Source organism: Luteolibacter sp. (assembly GCF_039920825.1).
In the GTDB taxonomy this organism is placed as follows: domain Bacteria; phylum Verrucomicrobiota; class Verrucomicrobiia; order Verrucomicrobiales; family Akkermansiaceae; genus Luteolibacter.
The window spans coordinates 1-19,694 of sequence record NZ_JBDSCX010000040.1 but is presented as its reverse complement, the minus strand read 5'-3'; the positions used below and the strand labels follow the sequence as shown (position 1 = coordinate 19,694).

Sequence of the window (19,694 nt, the reverse complement as noted above, 5' to 3'; positions counted from 1 at the left end):
AATTTCAGTGGTAACGAGGGTGACATCCATCAATAGGAAAGCCCACTCTGCCGACGATTCCGCTACTCGAACGACCATTGATCGCTTCGGCGGCGTCGCGCATGGCGCGTTCGCCTGCCGGGACTACGGAGCGGATTGTCTTGCCACAACAATCGCAAAGAGCTTCCCGGGAATCGCCCCGCTGATCGTCGCGACAACGCTGGTGGTTCCGGAAACCGGATCGTTCACGCTGGGTGAAAAGGCCACCGTGGTGCCAGCGGCGGTGGAACCGTCGGCATGAAAATTCGCAAGGTCGGTGGACCATTGATAGACTGTGGTGACGTCGCTGGCGGGTGACGGGTTTTGCGGGTGGCGGAAGGTGATGGTATTGCCGCTCTTCGCGATCTCTGTAATTCCGGCGTTGGGAGCCGATGGGTTTGTGCCGAAGAAGTTCTCCACACCGTTCTTGATGCCGTCACCATCCGGGTCGTCGGAGAATCCGCTCTGTCCTCCGAGACCTGGAAACCCGTTGATCCAACTGGAATAACCAGGAGCCGGCACTTTCACCAGATCGGCGTGGAAGACGCGGTCGCCGGTCAGGAGATTCACACCCGAGGCGATGTTTCCGGCGTCGGTTCCGGAATTTCCCCGGAATGCCTTGCCACCGGCGTAGTCCCCGGTTTTGGAACCGTTCAGCTCGAAGTAGGGGCCTCCGGAAGCGGGCGCGATTTCGAAGTAGTAGGTGGTGTTGGGAGACAATGGGGCGAGGCCAGCTCCTGATAGACTGAAGGTCAGGAACCGCCCGGAGCCGCTGGTCCCGCTACCGGAAATGGCCGTGCCGGAATACTGGCCCACACCGGTGTGGATCGGCGTTTTTACCGTGTCGAACACCGTCCCGAACTGGAACGCGAAAGTATCGCCGGGCTGGATGTCATACCAGGTGCCGTTGGTGAGAAACGTCGGCCAAATCACGTGCTGGAAGGTGAACGACTGGAGGGTGTATCCGGCGGGATTGGATCCGGTGGTGAAAGTCTGGCCCTTGCTGGGGCGGTCCGGCGCGACGTAGGTGGAGTCATCGTTATCCGCGGACTTGATGCCGGTGCCGTCGATGTTGTCGCCGTCGTTGAGGTTGGAGGCGAGGAAGAAACAATCGTCGCCATCGGTGGCCGGAGCCGTTAGACTGGAAGTAACCGGTGCCGGAGGCGGTGGATCGTTCAGGGCGATGCTGCTGAAGCTGGCGCCGACAGGGGCGCTGTTCGTGTGGGAGGCGAGCACGAGGCCGAAGTAGGCCGTGGCGGGCATGTTGGAAAGAGTGGCCGAAGCATGCTGCGTCCAAACGGAGCCATCCGCCGAGCGGTATGCGGTGAAGGTATTTCCCGTGCGGGCGATTTTCAACCAACACGGCGCGGTGATGCCCGTGGTTTGGTTGAATGCGGTGGTACCACTGGCGGTTGTCCTATATTGGAAAGTCACACCGTTGGCCGGGGTCACCGCTAACAGACAATTCACCGCGTCGGCATTCAGGCTGCCGCGAATCATCAGGCCCGCTTTCGACCATGGGTCCGCGGCGTCCATCGCATCGACGCGGGTGATGAACTCGGTGTCGCCGGAGCGGGATTGCCAGGTGAAGCGGCATTGATCGGAGGTGCCCCAGATATCCGCTCCGGAAGCGGTGAGGCGAAGGGTTGCCACGCCGGCGTCGCCGTTTCCGCTACTGCCGGGAATCGTCGGACCGCCGATGTCCTGGCTGGTCCATGGTGCAAGCAGGGCTCCAGCCGGGCCATTGGCGAGGGACAGGACGTCCGCTGCGGGCAAGGCTCCGCTGTAGATGCGGAAATCGTCCACACGGCCGTTCAGATAGGGATCGGAGGAAGATTGCGAGCGGCCGATCCAGTTCTGGGTACTTGCGCCGAGATCGAGCGGCTTGAGCGACATGCTTTCGTTGCGTCCCACTTCGAGTCCATTGACATAGAGGATGCCAAGATTTTCCGAGAGGGTCACGGCCACATGGGTCCACACACCAGTAGGCAGCGCGGAGGAGCCGCTGATGCGCTGTTCGCCGGAGTTTCCGGATGTGGTGATGGAGAAACGGACCGAGTTCGAGTCACCATTCGCCGGAGTTAGAAACATGTAGGATCCGCCCCCGCTGCCGAAGTCGAAAATTCTCGATCTGGTGGTCGCGGCGTCCAGATGGACCCACGCGGAAATGGTGAAATTGTTGAGCGTTCCAACCACGTTTGTTGGCAGGCTCACATGATCATCCGTGCCGTCGAGGTCCACGGCATTGCCGCCCTTGCCGGCGACCCGGGTGGGGCCGTTGACCAAAGTGGCGTGCCTGCCATTTCCGCTGCCATCCGCCGCGACGGCACAGGAAGCTTCGTTGAACATCAGCAATGTCCGGAGCGCGGCGTTGCCATTAGTGGCAGAAATCTCGCTGGAAACAGGGCCCTCGCCCGCTGCGTTGATGGCTGAAACCACATAGTAATAAGTGTTCCCGGCTTCCACATCGGTATCCACGAAGCTGGTGCCGATTACGGGATTCGCGATGGTGACGTATGGGCCGCCGCTTTGAAGGGCGCGCTGGACGTGATAAACCGTGCCCTCCGCCGGGCCGGTCCATGAAAGGGAAATCCCGGCTCCGCTCGCAGTGGCGGAAAGTCCGGTCGGCGCGGCGGGAAGAGCGGGCAGGGCCGGACGCGTGACGGTGACGGCGCTGCCGTCGTAGTTCACCACCGCGTCCGTCGTGGCACTTGTGTTGAGACCCGCTCCATGATTGGGCGAAACGAACACCACCTTGAAGGTGCGGTTGACGGGCATTCCAGGGAACGAGCCCTGGCGCGCGCCGATGGTCAATTGCCCGGAAGCTTCATTCCAGGTGAAAGGAATCGTCGCACGGGTGCCGGACTCGTAGTTGTAGTTGTCTCCCTCGTCCTCGTAGAGCGTGAAACTTCCGTCAGCTCCGGGGTAAACGCGCAGCTCGATCGGGTCCACGCTTTGCATCGCGTATTGGATCGACGGGCCGTAAGGCAGAATCGAGCCCGCGCGCGCATACAGCGGGAGCTTTCCGATAGGCGCGTCGGCTTGAATTGTTTGTCCGCCGTTTTGCTTGAGGCCGGTCCAGAAATCGAACCACTGCGTGCCGGCCGGCAGATAGACGCTGCGTTTCGTCGCGCCCGCCGAGGTCACCGGGTTCACCAGCAACGAGGGACCGAACATGAATTGATCGCCGATGCCCTGAGCCTGCGCGTCCGTGCGGAAATCCATCACGAGAGGGCGCATCATCGTGTAGCCTTCGTTGGTGACTTTCCATGAGGTGGAATAAATGTAGGGCAGCAGGTGATAGCGCAGGTTGATAAAGTCCTTCAGGATCGGCTGGGTGGCGGTGGGGAAACGCCAGACTTCCTTGGCGTAGTTGGTGCCGTGCACGCGGAACATCGGGCAGAACGCGCCAAACTGGAACCAACGTGTGAACAGCTCGGCATAAGAAGCGGTGGCGGGATCGCCGCTGAAAAAGCCGCCGATGTCGGTGTTCCAGTAAGGGATGCCCGAGGCGGTGAAGTTCAATCCGGCGGGGATCTGTTTCACAAAGGTGGCCCAATCGGATGCGATGTCACCGGACCAGGTGATGGCCGCGTTGCGCTGCTGACCGGCATAAGCCGAGCGGGTGAGGATGAGGGCGCGCTTGGCGGAGGTCTCGGCGCGCTGCCCCTGATAGACGGCGGTGGTTTCCATCAGCGGATAGGCGTTGAAGACCTTCGCGCCGGATCCCAGCGCGGTGTTAAAATTGCGGAACTCGCCCCAGTTTCCGCTGAACTCCGCTTCCGAGGCATCGAGCCACCAGCCGTCGAGTCCTTTGGAGAAGATTTTCTGCGAGAGCTGGTTCCAATAGATCTGGCGTCCTGCCGAGTTGAACGGATCGAACCATTTCCCCTGACCGGCGGGAAAGACATACGGGATGGCGGGGTTGAACGCCGCGCCGACCGCTTCGAGCTGCTGGAGATTGGGAATGCTGACACCGGAGTTCGTCACGTCGAACTTCGCCCAGACGGAAATGAGCGCATGAACGTTCTGTGAATGGAGGGTGCTCATCATCCCGGCAGGATCCGGATAGCGGGCGGGATCAAACTCATGCGAACCCCATCCGCCGGCCGCGGTGGTTTGATTCAGCGCGGGCCAGTATTGCCAATCCTGGATGATGCCATCGATCGGAATGCCGAGCGTGCGGTATTGGCTCACCACGCCGAGAAGCTCCGACTGGCTGGTGTAGCGCTCCTTGCACTGCCAGAACCCCCAGGCCCACTTGCCTAACATCGGCGCGGCTCCTGTCAGTTTGCGGTACCCGGCGACAGCTTGGTCCGGCTCCGGACCGAAACAGAAATAATAGTTCACCGCGTCACCCGCCTCGGAGCTCCATGACAATTTCCCGGCCGTCGTTTTTCCGACGTCCACCGTGGTCACCGCAGGATTGTCCCATAACAGCGCGTAGCCTTTGTTGGACATGGCGACGGGCACCGCGACATATTTGTTTTGCTGCAGGAGGGTGACGCTCTGGCCCACCCAGTTCATGACGCCGCCCTGCTGTTGTCCAAGTCCGTAGATGGCCTCACCGGCGGGCAGGTCGAACTTCTGCGTCACCACATAACTGGCAGTGGCCGGGCTGCCCACCGTCGTCGCCGTCAGGGTCGTGCCGCCGGTGGATTCCGATAGAACCTGGGCCGAAGCGGAATCGAGAAAACTTACCTGCCCGCTGGAAGTCTCCACTCGCGCGGTGAAATTGGGGGCGATCAGCAGCACATTCGTTCCGTTGTTCTGGAACTGCCAAGCCACCGACGCAGGACTGCCATTCACAGCCAGGCTCGAAATCGCGGGCATGCTGGCGGTCGGAGCGTGAAGGACGCGGGCGATGCTATCACCCCAGATTTCAACACGCGTGAGACCGGAGCCCGTATTGACAGTGACGCCGGTGGCATCAGTGGAAATCGTTTGCGCGGAGACGCGGCAGGCCGCCACCGTCAGGGCGGAGCCTATCATCCATCGCCACATCAAGCGGCCTATCATTCTTGTTTCAATCATTGACTCGCTGCTTGTTAGTCATTCGTCCGCTTTCGAATTGGCAAAAAATTTCCCGGTTCCCAGAGTTTCGAGAACCGGGAAACTGGTTCCCGCCAATGACGGCCGGGAAATTCCCCTCCTTGAAATCACGCCCCGTTCTGAAACCCATTACAGAATCCGGGACGTGAGTCACAAGGAGGTGATTCTTCATCAGGGAGCGCCATAGATCGCCTTCAGCGCGAAGAAGAGCTTTGCCGGTGTCGTTCCTGAAATCGCCGCGGTGACGGTCGTGGTTCCTGCCACCGTGTTAGTCGCAAAGCTCACCGTGGTCCCTCCCGCGCTCGCTCCACCCGCGTTGAATGTAGCGAGGTCGGTGGACCAGACGTAAGCTGCTGTAACGTCGCTTGCCGGAGTGGCGTTTGCCGGATGTTGGAAGGTCACGGTGTTGCCGCTCCTGGCGATCTGCACGATGCCTTGGTTGGATACGCCCGGATTCGTGCCGAAGAGGTTTTCCACGCCGTTTTTGATACCGTCGCCGTCCGCGTCATCATTGAAACCCGTCAGACCTCCCAAACCGGAATAGCCACCGATCCATGCGGCGTAATTGTTGGCCGGGGAGGAACCGAGGGTCACGCTGTTGAAGGTGGAACCCCAACGGATTTCGTCCCATGCCGCCGAGTTGCCATCGTAGTCGGAAAGCGCCAGGCGGTCCCAGTTAAGATTCACTCCGGAGATCGTGGTGCCGCCAGTGGGTTCACCCGCGCCGAGGGTGGGATCCACCCAGACGGTCACATTGTCGCCATTTGCCGTGGCGCTCAGATTAAACTTCACGACCAGCAGATGGACATTTGTGTCCGCCGCGACGCCGGTGCCGAGGTAAGTCCCTTCGGCGCTGAAGTCATACTCGCTGCCGGTCATTCCGCCATTGTTGCTCAGTCCGATGTCGAAGCTGCGGTTGAAATCCGTGTGGGTGCCGTTCTTCAGCTCCAGCATTTGATAGACCGTCACCCCGGTTTCCTGGCCGCTCTGGTAGAGAAGGCTCAGGTAGCGTGTTCCCGTGGTATTATCGCCGACCACAAGTGGAGAGGCCAACATCCGATAGACCCGGCCGCTGTTGGCGGCGGTGATTTCGCCGCCGGTGATATTGGAGGGAACACTCGCCTTGTCTCCTGTCGATCCGAGGTAGCTGGCACCCGCGTAAGTCAGGGATCCGGCGGAAACGGCGGGCTCGGCATTGCCGAAATCCACATCCGTCCAGGCGCCGCTGAAGCCGCCAGTGGTGGGATTCTGCCCCGGCAGCATGCCCACCGCATATCCCGCGGCGATATCAAATGGCTCGTGACTCACCAAGCCGGACCACGCTTCAAACACGCCGACGGTCGCCGGGGCAGAGAAGACGGAGGTGGCCGCTTGGCCGTCGGCTTCCGCAGCATGGTCCGTGACCTCCACCGCATACTGACCGCCGTTAGATATCTGGATATTGGTTAGTCCCAAGGTAGCCGATGTCGCCCCGTCGATTGGCTCCGAGTCCTTGTACCATTGATAGGTCAACGTTCCAAGTCCGGTGGCAGCCACGGACAAGGTGACATTCGAACCCACTTGCGCGGCGATGGATGCCGGCGGGGTAATGATGGTAGGAACCGGATGAGTCAGGAACACCTCCACCACGTCGCTGGTGGCGGGGGGAGGATTCCCGTTATCGGCGATCACGCGATAATAGCCGTTGGCAGAAAACGCCGCGGATGAAAACTGAAGTGTGGCTCCGTTGGCTCCGGAAATTCCAGTCCACCCCGTGGAGCCATCCTCCGATTTCTGCCACTGGTATCCCGGGGCCGGAGCGGATTCCGCAAGCGCTGTCAACGTGACGGTATTCCCCACGCTGCCGTTGTATCCCAGCGGCTGGAGCGTGAAGGTGGGAACGGCGGGAACAATGGTTTCGGTCGTCACGCTGTTGAAGGTGGCTCCCCAACGGACTTCATCCCACGCACAGGAGTTCCCATCGTAATCAGATAGAGCGACGCGGTCCCACGCCAGGTCTCTTCCGGAAACCGTCGTGCCGCCTGCCGGTTCGCCGGCACCAAGTGTAGGATCCACCCACACGGTGACGCTATCGCTCAACGCCGTGGCGCTCAGCGTGACTTTGACAACGAAGAGGTGGACGACGGTGTTTGCGTTCACGCCGGTGTTTTGATAGTCCTCCCCGGTTCCAGCCACATTCTTCACTCCGAAGTTGTAAATAGTGCCACCATTGAACCCGATGTCGAAGTTGCGATGGGCGTCCGCCGTGTCCGTGTTGAAAAGCGCCAGCGTCTGATAGGTGGTGGCCCCGGTTTCCTGGCCGCTTTGGAACAGGAAGCTCAGATACCTGACGCCTGCCGTCGAGTTGGTGACGGTGAGACTGCTGTCGAACAGCCGATAGACCCGGCCACTGTTGTTTGCGGTGATCTCTCCGCCCGTGGTGTTGTTGAGTACGGTCACCTTGTTACCGAGGCCGGCGGCATAATTGGCACCTGCGTAGGACAGGCTTCCCGCGGTGACCGCAGGTTTGACATTGCCAAAATCAACACCCGTCCAATTGCCGGAATATCCGGCGACGGCGGGGCTGGTGGTGGATTGAATTTGACCCGGCGTGTAGCCCGAAAAGGAGTCCTGGCTGAGGAGTGCGGCCGAAATGGTGGATGGAAGCAGGATTACTGCGGAAAGCAGTGTGAATAGTGTGGGTTTCATGGGTTGTGGAATCGAGTTTGGAAATTCAGAACCCGCTAGAATCGGCGGGCGGGCAATGGCTTTGGGAACACCCGGAAATCCGGATGAGGGAACGATCGCCGCGGGAAAGCCCAATATCCCGCGGCGACCACGAAGAGAAAGGAATCAGGCCCTCCGGCGGCGCAGCAGGGACAACATGCCAAGACCACCTAACAAGGCGGCTCCGGGCTCGGGAATGGTCACGCTGTTGAAGTCGGTCCCCCAGCGGATTTCATCCCATACGGCGGAGTTGCCGTCGTAGTCAGCCAGGGACAGTGTATCCCAAGCCAGATTCAGACCTGAAGTGACAATGCCGCCAGTTTCGGTGGTCGAGTCGAGCCAAACCGTCGCGCTGTCGCTGCCGACAGTGGGGGAAAGATCAAACCTCACGATGAACTGATGCACTGCGGTGTTGGCGGCACCCAGGCTTTGGTTTGCGGTCGGGCCGCCCACTCCAAAGTTGAAATTGCTGCTTCCCGACCCGGCTTCGAAAGCGCGCGTCGCGTCGCTATTTAAATTAATCGTATTGATACCGTTGTAGAGTTCCAGCATTTGATAGGTGGTGGCTCCGGTTTCCCGACCGGTCTGGAACAGAAAGCTCATGTAGACCGTTCCAGTGGTTCCAGCGGTTACGGTGAGCGAACCATCTAACGAACGGGCCACGCGACCGCTGTTGCCTGCGGCGATTTCGCCTCCAGAAGTATTATTCGGCACCCCGGCGCTGCCACCGGTCGTGGACAGACCCGAATAGCTCAGTCCGGTCGTGCTGGTCAGGATATCCTGTGTTCCGAAAGAAGTGTTTCCATGCACCCAGTCCCCGGTGTAACCCGCGACGGCGGGAGCGGTTTGGGCATTGAGTTTGGTCGCGTTCGTATAGCCGGAAAACGATTCCGTGCTAATCAGCGCCGCATGGGCTGGGGTAAACGCCAGAGAGGCCAAAAGCAGGACGGAAGGGAGAAGTTTTGTGGGTTTCATGGGGCTTTGCGTAGGTCATTGGAAACCGACCTCTATTCAAGAACCGGAAAACCACGCCCGAAACCGGACACGCTCATCGATTTTTTTTGAATCTCTTACAAATCCCCGAAAAACCAGTCCTTGCCACTCCGCTAGAACTACCGCGACTTGCCGAAACCGGCCAATCCTTCCGCCTCTCTCAGAAGCACGCCCGCGTTCACCCAATCGAACCAATAGCCGCCACGCTCACCATCGAGCGGTCCCGCCAACCTTTCACGCACAATGGGTCCCGACTTCAAGAGATGAAGCCGCGCTTCATCTCCCCTCCCCAAGCGGGTTTCCGCCATCGCGAGAATAATCCGCGCCGTCAGGCTCCGTGCCGAGTCTTCCGCAGCCGAATCCAAGCACCGACCACACCACTCGACCGCCTTTTGATAATCTCCGCTGCGGAAATGGAGCAGGGCCAGGGCAACGTAACTCCACCCGCGGAGTTCCGGATTACCGGAGATCGGCCCGCTTCGGCTTTCGTGCGCCTTGAGAATCACCAGCTCCAGCGACCGGTCCACGGCTAACACCTCTTCGCCCCCTGGACGAATCAGCGTGGACTTCACGATCTGCTCGGCCACGACGGGATGGGTCGTCTTGCCAAAACGCGAGATCGCCAGGCGACGGAATTTCTCGTAACCCGCCTCGTCGCCGACATAACACAGGGCCGCTGCGGTATTGAGCAGATTGTGGGAAACACTGTCCGAATCGGTTGGGTCCACGCTGATCAGTGATTCGGTCAGGCCGGTGAAGGCGTGGGCCGCGTCATTCCATCGTCCATGGCGCACATGCCACTCACCCACCGTCCGGAGGGTGTTCGCCGCCTCCAACGAAGGCGGAATCTGATCGCTGGAAACCGTTGCAATCAGGGCTGCCGCGCCCTCCATGTCGCCGTAAGAAAGTTTCACCGCAGCCTGAGCGATCACGCCTTGGGATTCGGCCCGCTGGCGCAGCATGCGCTCGATCGCCCTCGAACGATCGGCCTCCCCTCTCAGTCGCTCCTGTTCCGTGCGGGCCTGCTTTTCCCGAAGAAACAGCCAGGTGGAGGTTCCGAATCCGCCAGCGAGCGCCAAAAACACCAAACCTCCCGCGGCGAACGTCACACGATTTCTTTGAATGAGTTTCCTCAATCGATATCTCCGTCCCGGTGGACCGGCGGACACCGGCTCACTGGCCAGATGCCTCTCCACATCGCGAAACAGGCCGTTCGCCGTCTCATAGCGGCACTCCCGATCTTTCGCGATCGCCATCATCACGATCCAATCAAGATCGCCCCGCACCCTGCTCACCAGACGATCGGGTTCACAGCCTCGGAGACGGGCCACTTCCCGCAGCCGGCCTGCTTCCATGGATGCTAACAAAGCCGACGGTTTCGGAGGCTCCTCGCTCCCCAGAACTCTCCGGACTTCATCCAATCCCATCGATTTCAACCGGTTGGGGTCAAAGAGCGGAACGCCAGTTAGAAGTTCATAAAGCAGCGCTCCAAGACTATAGATGTCCGAACGGGTATCAAGGTCGGTCCTCCCCATCGCCTGCTCGGGACTCATGTAGGCCGGCGTTCCCAGAAACTGCTCGGCCACGGTGAATGTCTCATCATCCATTCCTCCGGCGGAGGTCGCTTTGGCGATCCCGAAATCGATGACCTTTGGAAATGCCCGCCCGTCCTCCATCCTGACCAGAATGTTGGAGGGTTTGATATCCCGGTGGATCAAGCCCTTCTGATGCGCATGGTGGATTGCCTGGCATACTTCCAGAAACAACCCAAGACGATCCCCCACACCGAGCCGGTGGGTGTCGCAAAAATCTGTTATTTTCTCTCCATCCACCAACTCCATCACGAAGTAAGGCCGCCCCGAGGCAGTCGCACCCCCATCCAGAACCCGCGCGATGGCAGGATGGTTCATCGAGCCCAGCGCCTGACGCTCCATCTCGAAGCGGGCGACCACGTTTTCCGTGTCCATCCCCAGCCGGATGATCTTCAGCGCCACCTTCCGCCGGATCGGTTCGAGTTGCTCTGCCAGATAGACGACCCCGCAGCCACCCGCACCGATCCTTTCTATCAACTGGTATCTCCCGATCCGGGCGCGGATCGCCTCCTCTCCCGTTGAATCCCGGGGCGAGTCCGATGCATTGCTAACACCTCCAGCCTGGGAGCCGAAGAATCCAGCGGCAGCATCGCGCATTGCCAGCATTTCCTCGATCAATTTCCTCAGCGCCGGATTGTCGCCACACGCATGATCCAGCAGAATCCGCCGCTCCTCCGCATCGGTCAGCGCGGAAGCCGCTTCATATAGAATCATGTCGAGGCCGTGAGTCATTCGCCGCTCGTGTGTCCCTCCTGAATCAAGTGGAAAAGCCGCACCTTCGCGAATTCCCAGCGTCGCCGGATGGTTCGCTCCCCCACCCCTTCGCTGGCGGCGATCTCCACGTCGGTGAGCCCCCCGAAGAACTTCAAAGTGACCAGCCTCGCACACTCCGGATTTTCCAACTCCAGATGTTCGAGCGCCTCGTCCACCAACAGCACGCGCTCGTCCTGAGGCACCTCCAAAACCTCGATCTCGTCGAGACTCAGAAACGCCTTTCCCGCGCCACGCTTGAGAGCCGACTTCGTCCGCGCGCGATCCACGAGGATCCGCCGCATCGCCTGCGCCGCCGCACGGAAGAAATGAGCACGGTCGTTCCAGCTCTTGTCGTCGTTGCCACCCAATCTGACCCAAGCTTCATGCACCAACTCCGTCGCTTGGAATGTCGCGCCTCCGGCACCGGACAGCCTCCGCGCGGCCAAATCACGCAACTCGTCATAAACGAGCGGCAGCAGCTCGGCCGATAAGGCCTCACCGTCCCGGCTGACATTTCCAAGGATTCGTTCCAGTTCACTCAATTCGAGACTTCCTTTCCTTCTGTGGTTCGATGGACCCACATTGGCCTGTCCTGCTTTGCAAGATCAAGTGGGATCAGCGCCCGGGAGTTTGATGCCGCCCATAGGCAACCAGTTCCACACCGGCGGCCAGACCGGTCCGCAGGCAGCCAACCCGATGGTGACGGAGCCCTATCAGGGAACAGTTTACCTCCGCTTTGAATCCACCGGCGGATCGCGGGTCGTCAAGCCGGCCGCCGATTGAAGATTTCTCCTCTTTCCAACAAATTAGCCAGCCGCCGCAAAACGGCGACTGGCTGTTATTCGTCCCTCCCGCCCCCTCATCCTGAAGAAGCGGCTGGAAAGGAAAAAATCAGCGCCGACGGCGAAGCAGGCCGAAGCCGACGGCGAAGCAGGCCGAAGCCGCCGAACAAGCCAAGCAATGCGCTGGAGGGCTCCGGCACGGCCGCGACACCCAATCTAACTCTGTCGATGAAGTTCCCGAACGAAAGATCGTCGCCCGCCGAACTAACGACACATTGACAGCGGCGGCGGGATTGCGGGCAAAGACCATCGTCGTGAAGGCCGCAGCCACTCCGAATCCTGAAGCACAGAGTCTCAACATTCGCCTTCGCGCGGATGCAGTTCTCCCATGCCCCCACAAAGGGATGTATCTTGGGTTTTCACGATAGGTTTTTTCCAACGGTGCCGGAGTCCAATGGTCCCCGACGAATCAAGCTCCAACATCGCAACACAACCGTATTTCCGTCCACTGCATTGAGGAGTGATTTCTCCACCCCCCTGATCAGGTGACGAAAAAACCACTCTTCACCGCAGTGGACTAAATCGAAGCGTCCAACTTTGTTTGGCCACCGTCATTTTGAGGATCCGAGATCATTCAACTTGATGGAAAACCCAAACCCAAACCCATGATGACCCGAGACAGGCCCCTGCGCGGGGCCGGTGAAATGATTGCGCCGGTATGTGCCGACATGACGCGGAGCCGAGCCTACCGCCCCATATCGGGAGGATCCAACTTTCATAACTTTCATTAGCTCGCCACGCACGCCGAAGGCGCTCTGATCCATTCGTGAATTCAAGGCGGCGGCTACCCGCCTTGGGATTTCAACTCCCATGCAACGAGAACATGCAAATGGAACCCGTGTGGCGGTGAGCGTAATTGTTCCGAATTTGCCAAAAGCAAAACCAACTGTAACACGGCACAAAAGCCCGATGAAAAAACAACTCAACACACTGACAGCGGCGTCAACAACCAGCGTTGGACCGTGACGAACCGCGGCAACAATCAGAAGTTCACCTTCACTTCTACCGGCGGCGGGTATTATCAATCACTCCTACGCACGCGACCGGCTCCTGCCTCGAGGTCGACGCGGGATCGACAGCCAACGGTGCGCTGGTCCAATTGTGGACCTATGGAGGCAGCAACAATCAACAGAGGGCCCTCCAAACCCCGCAAGTTGAGAGCAGGCAAATTTCAAGCGTGCGGCAACGAGCAACTCGTTGCCGCACTGCTTAAAAACAAAAACCCAACAAAACGACAAAGATATCGATGAAAATAAGTTCCAAATTTACTGCCGGGGTGTTCTCCATTCTGGCCATTCTTACAATCGGCCTCACCAGTGCTCAAGCCCAATGGAGCTTTCAAGCTTCGGGCCCGTGGGTCCAGGTTCACTATGCCGACGGGTGGAGCGTTTACCAGAACGGATGGGGATCGCCAGACTATGCGCAACAAACGCTTTACTCCAACAGCCCCAGCAACTGGGCCAGCGCCGGAAGCTTCACCAACGGCGGCATCAAATGTTACCCCCATACCCAAAAGGACGTGGACCTTCCCCTTGACGGCAATCATTACTGCAATGCCACCTTCAACGTCAGTGTCCCGAACAATCCCTGGTACAACTTCATGTTCGATAATTGGACCACCAACATGCAGGACGAATTTATCGTTTGTGAGCAGTGGAATGGTGACGGGACTTGGGGTAGTCAAATTGCCGCAAACGTCAGTATTGGCGGAAGAACTTACCTTCATGTTTACCAGGCGAACAATGGCGCCAATAACGTGCTCATCTTCACGCCCACCAGCAAGCGAACCAGCGGCACAACGGATGTCATGGCGCTCATGATGTGGGCAAAAAACAATGGACACCTGGTCAACAGCAGCTCCTTTCATCAGTTATCCTTCGGAGTTGAAATCACCTACACCAGCGGCTGGCAGCAGTTCACCTGTAACTCATACTCGGCCAGCTTCGGCCAGAACGGCGGTAGTGCTCCCGGAAACGGCACTTACAAGATCGTGTCCCGGCTCAGCGGCAAAGCGATGGAGGCCTCCGGGTGGGGATCGGCCGATGGCACTCAAATCCTGCAGTGGACCTACGGTGGTGGCAATAACCAGCGCTGGATTCTGACCAATCGTGGCAGCGACCAATTCAGCATCATCGGCGTCCACAGCGGCAAGGGCCTTGACATCAACGGCGCGAGTTCGGCCAACGGCGCGAAGGTTCAACTGTGGACTTACGGCGGCAACAACAACCAGAAGTTCACCTTCACCGGGACCAGCGGCGGCTATTATCGGATTACTCCGGTTCACGCCACGGGCTCTTGCCTGGATGTGTCCGGCTACTCGACCGCCGACGGCGCGCTCGTCCACCAGTGGGCCTACGGCGGCGGCGACAATCAACAATGGGCACTCCAAACCCCTTGAGTTGAAATCAGGCACGGTGCGGCAACGGGCAACACGTTGCCGCACCTTTGCATTGTGCCATCAGGCAGCCTCCGCTCCGGCGTCACGAACCATCTCGAGTCCGATTTCAAAATAATGATATGATGAATGTTTTCACTATTGGAAAAAATTGCGCCGCAAAGCGAATGACCGCAGCTATCATCGCCATCGGCTTTATCGGGGCAGATTGCGTGCGCGCCGCACCTGAAGAATCATCCCGGCTGGAAGCCGTGCCCCGTCTGGCGGAAGTGGCGCCGGCAGATGAAAACACCGCGCTGGCGTGGCGGAAATTGATGTCCAGTGCCGATTCGGCGCTAAAAGAGAAAAAGTATGCCCAGGCCGAATCCCATTGCGCTGAGGCACTGAAGATTGCCGCCAAACTGGATCCAACCGATCTGCACGAGACGAACTCGTTGGTGCTTCAAGCCCAGATCTATCTGCAGGAGCAAAGACTCGACGTGGCGGAACAATCGCTCAAAGCGGCTGTAGCCAGTTGCGAGAAAGCGGTTGGAACAAACGCTCCCGGGCTGGTGATGCCCTTGGAGAACCTGGGGAATTTCTATGGCAGGGTCCAACAGCGGTTCGACCTGGCCACACCGGTGTTTTTGAGAATTCTGGACGTGGTGAAGAAAGCTTCGCCGCAGGACGAGGCCCCACTCCGGAGGTGGTCGCAAGCAGCAGGAGATATTTATCGCGCGCAAGGCCAGTTCGCCCGGGCGGAGTCGTATTACCAACAAGTCCTGGACCACGCGGGAACAAATGCCGCCGATCTATCGGCCATCATGCTGGGCATGGCCGGCTTTTACCACGACTGGGGGAAATCCGAACAGGCCGAGGCCCTGTGTCAGCGCCTGTTGGCCACGCGCGAAAAAGCCGCCGAAACCAACTCCGCCGCGGAGGAGCAAATAAATCTGGCCAAAGCGCTTTTCGGCCTGGCGGAAAATTACCGCCAATGGGGCATGCGCGATCGGGCGGAAACGTTCTATCGGCGGTCATTGGCCATTACGGAGAAAAGCGTCGACGAGGATCATTCGGACCTGGGCTGGCCACGCGTCGGTCTGGCGGCTCTGCTGGCGGAAGCGGGCAAAACCAACGAGGCCGTCGCGCTTTACCAGCGGGCCTTCGCTGTGGCCGATAAGAACGGCCCACCCGACAATCCCTTGCTGCACTCTATCTGCAAAGCCTACGTGGCGCTGCTCAAAACAATGGACCGGACGAGCGAAGCCGACACCATCCAGCAGAACTTTCAATGGAAGTCACTGATGTACGATTCGATGCGTGCCGCGCGAGGAGGCAAGCTGGATGATGCCCGGCAGATCGCCACCGAAGCCTTGAATCTATCCACCGCCTTCGGCCCCACCGACACATGCCGTTCGAAAACCCAGATGCTATTGGGCGACATCTACCGCCATCAGGCAAAGAATGACTTGGCCGAGCAGAATTATAAGGAGGCCGTCGCCAGTTGCGAAAAGGCCGTTGGGACGAACCATTCGGACCTGATTCTCCCGCTGGCAAGCCTCGCGAGCTTCTACTACAATGTTACGACCCAGTATGACAAGGTGGTGCCCGTTTATCAGCGGATTGTGGATATCACCCAAGGGGCGCCCACGGCTGCTCCGGTCGAAGTGGCCCGGTGGAAAAGAAACCTCGCTGACGTTTATCATTTGCTGAAAAAAGACGCCCAGGCGGAAGCCCTCTACCAACAGGCCTTGGCAACCGTCGAAGCCGCTGCGAATCCACCGGCAGATGAAATCGTCCAGCAGCTTCAATCATTGGCGGAGTTTTACCGGTCCACTAGCAAGTATCAGGAAGCCGAAGCCGCGGCCAAACGCGCGCTGACCATCCGGGAACAGGCCGTCCAAACCAACCCGACGCCGGATGCGCTTGGCAATGTGGCATTTTGTAATGATCAGCTGGGGCAAATCTACCTGGCCTGGAACAAGCCCGATCAGGCGGAATCATACTACAACCAGTCCGTGGCGATGGTTGAGAAAATCGGCGGGGCCGAGGGTCACGATCTGCCCCCTCGATTAATGGGGTTGGCCGCGGCCCTGCGCGCACAGAAAAATTACGCGGCGGCGGAAACGCAATACAAGCGGGCCATGGCAATTTTGGAGAAACACGTCGGTCCCCAAGGGCGGGAAATGGCAGGTGCCCTCGACCAGTATGCCATGCTGCTGACAGACATGCAGAAAACGGAAGAGGCCGGAGCCGCGCGGGATCGGGCCGGATCCATCCACAAACAGATTGACGCGCTGGCCAACCGGGTCGGTCCCTAAGCGATGCTCCGATTCCCTCATCAACCCTATTTCGAATGATACACCAATTGATTTGTCGGGCATTACTGCCCGCCCTGTTGCTGACGGCGGTTCCCGCCTACGCGGATACCAACAGTTCCCCCCAGAGTCTTCCGGCGCGCGTCCAAAAGGCGTGCGCCGAAAAGAAAATTGACGACCGGCTGGCCGCGCTAGACGGGTTTGGCAAGACGCTGGCCCTGGCCGAAATTCCCGAAGCGATCGCGGCGGCCGACGGTTTGAAGCAATTGCGCGAGCGCGTGGTGCTGACCCAGGCCGTCCTGAAATGCTGGGGTGAGTTGGCCCCTGCGGAAGCGTTCGCACATATCGCGGCAATGCCCGAAGGCACGGTCAAAGTGGAGTCCCTTCGCAGCATGGTTCCGTTGTACGCCAAAAAAGACGTTCGGGCCTTAGCCCATGCCGCCGTAGAAATGAAACCCGGCCGCGCCCGCAATGAGACCGTTCAAATGTTGGTCGAGACTTGGACCAAGGAAGACGTGAAGGCTGCGATTAAATGGGTCAACGAGCTGCCGGACGGATTTCCCAAGGAAGCCGCGCTGCGCAATTGTTATTTCATCTGGGTCCATCTGGACCCGGCGGGTATCGCTCCGACGGTGCAAGGTCTTCCTGCGGGCGATATGAAAAACGCGTTGATCATGAACGTCGCCGGAGACTGGGCGGCGAAGGACGCTGTCAGCGCGATCCAATGGGGGGAAAGCCTGCCCGTGTTAGAAGAAAGGGAAATGGCTCTCGCGACGTCGGCGGAAGCGTGGGCGGACGTGTCGCCGGTCGCCGCCGCGGAGTTCGCGCTGAAACTCGCGCCGTCCGAACTGCGCCAGCGGGCGGTTCTGGCCGTGCTGGAGCGCTGGGCCACTCAGGAGCCGCAGCAAGCGTTTCACTGGATCGCCACATGCAGCGACGAAACACTGCACGACCCAGGCATCGCGCGTGTCCTGAATGTCTATGCCCCGGTCTCACCCGAAGCTGCGGGAGAATTGCTAGATCAGCTCTCCGCCGGGCCGGATCGTGAGAATGCGATTGGAAATTACGTCGAAGCCGCCCTGCCGTGGAATCCCGAGGCCGCCATGCGCTCGGCCTGCAAGAGTGAGAACCTTGCGATCCGGCAACAGCGCGTCGCGCCGTGTTTCCAGTTGTGGCGCGCTTGGAATCCGGAAGCCGCCCAGCGCTGGCTCGCCGAAACGAGTTTTCCCGATGAACTTAAACAACGCTGGCTGGCGGAAAAACCCGCGCCGCAATCCTGAAGCCATCAAAATCGCAACTTTCCCATGAAGACAAAAATTCCCATCGCGATGATCGGCATCATCATCGCCGGTGCCGCCGCGACCCGGTGGAAGCCCGCCGACCCGGCACCCGCGAGCGTTTCCAGCGCCCTAACTGCCACGAACAAGCCGGCATGCCCCGCCAGCGAACTGACGATGCCGTCCAGCGTTTCACGGCGGGTGCGACCCAGTGTCAAGAACTCCCCCGCTCAACTTCTGGCCCGTATTCAGGAAGCGCTCGGCTCCACCGATTCCGACGAGCGCGAAAACGTCTTGGCCAATGAACTCGCGGCGCTGGTGCGCGCCGATCCGCTCGCAGCCGCGCGATTTGCCGAAACCAACGATTTGGGCGGCAGCCACGACCTAATTTTGCATCGCGTCGCCCAGCTTTGGGCCGCGCGGGACACTTCGGCCGCGCTCGACTGGGCGGCGGCGCTGGGCGACGCCCGCGAACGCGACGAGATCCTAACCGACGTCTTCCTTCAAATCGCGGAAAGCGACCCTGCGGAAGCGGTTCGGACCCGCAGTCGGTATGTGACCGATGAAAAGCCAAACCCCGGACTGGAAGCGCTCGCTCAGCGCTGGGCCGACAAGGACTTTTCCGCCGCGCGCGATTGGGGGCTGTCCCGCAGCGCCGGGGCGCAGCGGGATCAACTCATTGCCCGCCTCGCTTACGTCCAATCGCAAACCGCTCCGTTTGATGCCGCCACACTGGTTGTGGAAAATGTTCCTGAGGGGCAGGCGCAAACCGAAGCCGTCATGGCAGTGCTGCATCAATGGGGGTTGCGCGACCAGGCGGCGGCGGGAAAATGGGTCGGGAGCTTTGCCGAAGGCGATTTGCGCACCCGCGCCGTCAACGAACTCAGCGGCATCGCACAGTCGCACCCGGAGTCGACGCGGTGAACGCGGAGCGCGGAGTTGCTCCACGCCATTTAGCGGAAAATCCGTTAGCGTCCAATCGCCGGATTCCGGTTCGCGTTCCTCTCGTGGCGCGCTCTAACGCGCTTTCAGCTTGAGCACGACCACACTGTGCGGCGGCAGTGTGCAGGTGAAGCCGGGCTTGATGTCATCCAGCGTCGTGGTGACGGGCGCGACCTTCTTCGGTTCGGCGATCGAGTTGACGTCCTCGGGCTTTCCCGTGAGCGTGATCATCGTGGCTTTCGGATCGAGAGCGGTCACTCCCTTGATGTCGATGGGCAGCGACTGGGGCGTCGGCTCGGGATTCACCAGCTTGAGGAGGATTTCGCCGGTCTTGCTGTCGCGCGTGGCGCTGCCCTGGACCGCGGTGTCCGTGGGTGTCACCGACAGGATCTCGTCGCCCACGTTCGCGCTGAACATCTGGAAGGCGTAGTAGCTCGGCGAGCCGAAGGCCGACATCGCGTCGTAACCAATGAGGTCCGGCCGCCATTGATAGGCACCGGGATTCACGTTCACCAACAGAGGCGCGTAACATTGCATTTTGATGATGTCTGAATTGCGCTCCATTGCCGCCATGAATGCGGCGTCGCCGATCACGCACCTCAGCGCGGGCGTGGGCGACATCTTTTTCGCGGCCTCGCTCCATGGCGGCATGTCCTTGTCCTCATGCGCGGCCCATTCACCGACGAAAATCTCCGGCCCTTTGCGGTCCATGTCCGCGCCGTAGGTGTGCGATTTTTTGACGAAATCGTCCGAGGCACTGTAGTCATGCAGGTCCACCATGTCGGGCTTGGGGCCCATCGGAGGCGGCGGCGAAACGGAGGAAATCA

Annotated in this window: 12 protein-coding genes; 6 read left to right on the top strand and 6 right to left on the bottom strand. The window is 59.8% G+C overall.

The features are described from left to right. Positions 1-123: 123 nt before the first annotated feature. From ABIQ96_RS11000 to ABIQ96_RS10980, 5 genes are all read right to left on the bottom strand, one after another. Positions 124-5,010, bottom strand: coding sequence for a TIM-barrel domain-containing protein (locus tag ABIQ96_RS11000; RefSeq protein ID WP_348214635.1), 4,887 nt, complete (start codon positions 5,008-5,010; stop codon positions 124-126). A 231-nt stretch (positions 5,011-5,241) separates the two neighbouring features. Further along, entirely contained in the window at positions 5,242-7,758 is a 2,517-nt protein-coding gene (locus tag ABIQ96_RS10995; protein WP_348214634.1) for an immunoglobulin domain-containing protein, read from the bottom strand. A 144-nt stretch (positions 7,759-7,902) separates the two neighbouring features. After that, positions 7,903-8,751, bottom strand: a complete 849-nt coding sequence (locus ABIQ96_RS10990; protein WP_348214633.1) for a hypothetical protein — start codon at positions 8,749-8,751, stop codon at positions 7,903-7,905. Positions 8,752-8,888: 137 nt separating this feature from the next. Further along, positions 8,889-11,075, bottom strand: a complete 2,187-nt coding sequence (locus ABIQ96_RS10985) for a protein kinase (protein ID WP_348214632.1) — start codon at positions 11,073-11,075, stop codon at positions 8,889-8,891. 14 nt (positions 11,076-11,089) lie between these two features. Continuing rightward, a complete protein-coding gene (locus tag ABIQ96_RS10980) occupies positions 11,090-11,656 on the bottom strand; it encodes an ECF-type sigma factor (protein ID WP_348214631.1) in 567 nt (188 codons plus the stop codon). Between the two features lie 91 nt (positions 11,657-11,747). Between ABIQ96_RS10980 and ABIQ96_RS10975 the strand changes: the two genes are divergently transcribed. From ABIQ96_RS10975 to ABIQ96_RS10950, 6 genes are all read left to right on the top strand, one after another. Continuing rightward, a complete protein-coding gene (locus ABIQ96_RS10975) occupies positions 11,748-11,897 on the top strand; it encodes a hypothetical protein (RefSeq protein ID WP_348214630.1) in 150 nt (49 codons plus the stop codon). Between the two features lie 1,014 nt (positions 11,898-12,911). Beyond that, a complete protein-coding gene (locus tag ABIQ96_RS10970) occupies positions 12,912-13,169 on the top strand; it encodes an RICIN domain-containing protein (RefSeq protein WP_348214629.1) in 258 nt (85 codons plus the stop codon). Positions 13,170-13,202: 33 nt separating this feature from the next. Continuing rightward, a complete protein-coding gene (locus ABIQ96_RS10965) occupies positions 13,203-14,354 on the top strand; it encodes an RICIN domain-containing protein (RefSeq protein ID WP_348214628.1) in 1,152 nt (383 codons plus the stop codon). Positions 14,355-14,518: 164 nt separating this feature from the next. Continuing rightward, positions 14,519-16,651 (top strand): tetratricopeptide repeat protein, encoded by a 2,133-nt coding sequence (locus ABIQ96_RS10960; RefSeq protein ID WP_348214627.1) that lies wholly within the window; start codon positions 14,519-14,521, stop codon positions 16,649-16,651. A gap of 35 nt (positions 16,652-16,686) precedes the next feature. Next, positions 16,687-17,928 (top strand): hypothetical protein, encoded by a 1,242-nt coding sequence (locus tag ABIQ96_RS10955; protein ID WP_348214626.1) that lies wholly within the window; start codon positions 16,687-16,689, stop codon positions 17,926-17,928. 24 nt (positions 17,929-17,952) lie between these two features. Further along, positions 17,953-18,849 (top strand): hypothetical protein, encoded by an 897-nt coding sequence (locus ABIQ96_RS10950; protein ID WP_348214625.1) that lies wholly within the window; start codon positions 17,953-17,955, stop codon positions 18,847-18,849. Between the two features lie 93 nt (positions 18,850-18,942). Here the strand turns inward: ABIQ96_RS10950 and ABIQ96_RS10945 are convergent. After that, on the bottom strand, positions 18,943-19,694 hold a 752-nt coding region (locus ABIQ96_RS10945), incomplete at its 5' end, for an alpha-L-arabinofuranosidase C-terminal domain-containing protein (protein ID WP_348214624.1).